This is a genomic window from Vibrio sp. V39_P1S14PM300 (assembly GCF_009904765.1).
GTDB classification, from domain to species: Bacteria; Pseudomonadota; Gammaproteobacteria; order Enterobacterales; family Vibrionaceae; genus Vibrio; species Vibrio proteolyticus.
Window position 1 is genome coordinate 1 of record NZ_WXWP01000316.1, and the last position, 2,694, is coordinate 2,694.

General features: G+C 39.8%; 4 protein-coding genes. All 4 read right to left on the minus strand.

Annotated features, from left to right (window positions below; translation table 11 throughout):
* Positions 1-345, minus strand: a 345-nt coding sequence (locus CAG65_RS16155) for a hypothetical protein (RefSeq protein ID WP_161454292.1), incomplete at its 3' end; no start/stop codon positions are given.
* Positions 346-503: 158 nt separating this feature from the next.
* Positions 504-1,004, minus strand: a complete 501-nt coding sequence (locus CAG65_RS16160) for a hypothetical protein (RefSeq protein WP_161454293.1) — start codon at positions 1,002-1,004, stop codon at positions 504-506.
* Between the two features lie 153 nt (positions 1,005-1,157).
* Positions 1,158-1,739, minus strand: a complete 582-nt coding sequence (locus tag CAG65_RS16170) for a hypothetical protein (protein ID WP_202599430.1) — start codon at positions 1,737-1,739, stop codon at positions 1,158-1,160.
* A partial coding sequence (locus tag CAG65_RS16175; protein ID WP_237668837.1) for a DUF4747 family protein occupies positions 1,720-2,694 on the minus strand: 975 nt, incomplete at its 5' end. The genes CAG65_RS16170 and CAG65_RS16175, both read right to left, overlap by 20 nt.

Sequence of the window (2,694 nt, forward strand, 5' to 3'; positions counted from 1 at the left end):
CCATGCAATATAGTGACAGTTAATATGCTGATTATAAGGAATTTTGGCACCCTGAAGAGTTTCACACAAAGTCTTTCTGAGTGGCTTGTCGTTTTCGCTTACAATATCACCCACCTTATACTTAAACTCAAATATCGCGAATCTTGTACCTTCTGTAATAAAAAAGTCCGCACCCAGCTCGCGGTCTTGTCCGTCTAAAGGAGCAGAAATTAGCGTTTTTTTCTCTCTTCTTGCTAACTTCTCCACCCGCTTTCTAAAAATTTCTATTACAGAGTCTTCATGCTTACGCCTTAGCTTATCTTCCAGTTCTTTGAGAATCTGACTTATTTTTTCCTCACTATCCACAACTAATCACCTTTGATATACAGTTATTAAGAAACGTCTCGTTAAGGGGAAGCAAAGCTGCCACTTGACCTGAACTATTAAGCCGTCAATACAAAACCCAAATTTTAAACTAAAAATGCCGCGCGTTGCGAATCATTCTTAAATGCTTTGTTATGTGATTAATTTTTACCCAGAACTTTGTATCCCCAGCGCTTATTTAATAAGTCACTGACAATGTAAACATTAAAAGGAGGTTGAACTTCTGGTAGCACAACTAACATAGAGTTTTTCCATACTGTAATTCCATTCGTTGTCTCGTATGACGCTACGCTTGCACTACCTTGCTTCTTCGCCAACACATTTCCAGCTTCGTCAACAACTACGGTTTTCCACCACTTCGTATCTGCCGATTCAATTGTTGGTGCTTTAACATGTGCCAGCAAATATCCATTTACCGGAATCTTCGAATAATCAGGCTCTTCAAACGCTAGTTCCGCTTTATTTTTCTCGATTGCTCTTAGCGTATCAACATCGTAATAATCAACATACGCAATTGAACCAAAGTCGTTAGGATCTTCGATGTTTTGGACTATATTTCCATTAACGGCACGAGTCGTGCCCAGATTTGAACAACCAACTAAGACAAAGCTCAAAATCAAGCCTACTACTATCTTATTCATTTTTTCCTCGATTGATGATTAATCACATAACGCCCTGTTAAGGTGTGAGCAACGCAATACCGAAGCTCCCGCAAAACACCTTAAACACAAAACGCAACGCATAGCAAAAATGCCAAGCGTTGCGAATCACTCTTAAACAGATTGTTATGTGGTTTATTCGGTACTGTCAGTGCTTCTACGGGTAAACAACATGTAAGACGCTGTCATAAATATAGAGTTGAGTAACTCTAGAGTGACTACAAAACCATAGATCAGCATTATAGTTGAGAGAGTTGTCGTCACGGGCTCATCAGGGAAAGCTCGAAAGAACACCGAAAGCAACATAATCACACTATAAACTAACAACGGATACGCCATATCTGCTGGTAGCATTTCCGGACCAGTAATCTTACTGTCACCATTTGAATTTTTTACGCTTTGGCGGAGCTTGTCTAAAAACTCAGTTGGCAGCGCAAACAGCAATGCAAAAACACCTATGCCAAAGCCAAGTATATCGGGGAAGATGCCCAAAATAGCGTCTTCTGGGTTAAAATCAGATATATTGTTATGAATCAATGCATATGCCATAAGGCATCCTGAAACGATAGAGAAGAGTAACCCCTTCCCTATACGCTGCTTCCACATTTCAAAAGGCGCTGTCTGTCGCAAGTGTACTGGCTCCCCCTTGTACACATATGCATTAGCGATTCTAAAAAGTACGCTCAGTATAGGTACTTTATTTACTGCCTTTCTCATGATTTATACCTTTTCTCAGCTTTGTAAAAAGCTTTTTAGCGTTCAAAGCTAGCTCATTGGCTTTGTTAATCGCAATTTTCACATCTAGTGCAAAGTCTAACTCAGTTTTAGTTTCGCCACCTTCCCTTTCTTTAACGGGCTCAACTATTGGGGCATCAGTCATTTTATAGGTTTCAGTTTTGCCGAGCTTATCCTTATAACGAATAGCTGCATTACCAAATTTACACGCTAAACCTAAGTATGCCATAGCGTTTTTTGTTGGCTCAGACATAACCGACTTTTTCGCAGCTTTTTCTACGTGCACAATAGAATCGATATGTTTGTCCTTCATTTCCTGTTCAACCGACTTTAACATCTCTTCTTCTAATGCGTCCGACCAATCTTCCGAGTTTGAAAACGTTAGTTCGACTTGAACTCGCTTATAAGATTCAGCTTCATCGATGACCTTAATGAGAGACTCCGAATTGGTCATCTCAATTATGTGGATAGTGTAGTTAGGGTACTTAGCTTGGCGATGTTCATCGAGGAAGCCTTCCAAGGCTTCTGTTAGAACGTGCACCGAAGGTAAACCTTTACCCTTTTCGATCGCCAAAATGTGCTTATTGAAGTCGAAAACAAAGCGGAACAAGTACTTTTTACTAGAGTCACCTCCTGACGATACATACTTTTCTTCGTCATCCAAAGTACCGAAGACTTTTTCGACGTTGTCGTATTTCATGATAGTACCATACGCAATATCGTCTCTTATCGTCATAGACTCTGGAGCAAAGAAAAAGTCATTACGTAGGTTATGTGAAATACCGAGTAAGTTCTTCTTACTTAGGTACTCGTCAACTTTAAGCTTAAGAGAGGAAAAAACAGCCTTGTAGCCATCCGCACCAATCATCTTGTCATTTTTGTCGAGTGGAAGAATTTGAATATTATAAAATTTGAAACTAGCCATTGACCTTAACTC

Coding starts and splice junctions, on each gene's coding strand:
- CAG65_RS16170 (WP_202599430.1), bottom strand. CDS start 1,739: ATGAGAAAGGCAGTAAATAAAGTACCTATACTGAGCGTACTTTTTAGA.
- CAG65_RS16160 (WP_161454293.1), bottom strand. CDS start 1,004: ATGAATAAGATAGTAGTAGGCTTGATTTTGAGCTTTGTCTTAGTTGGT.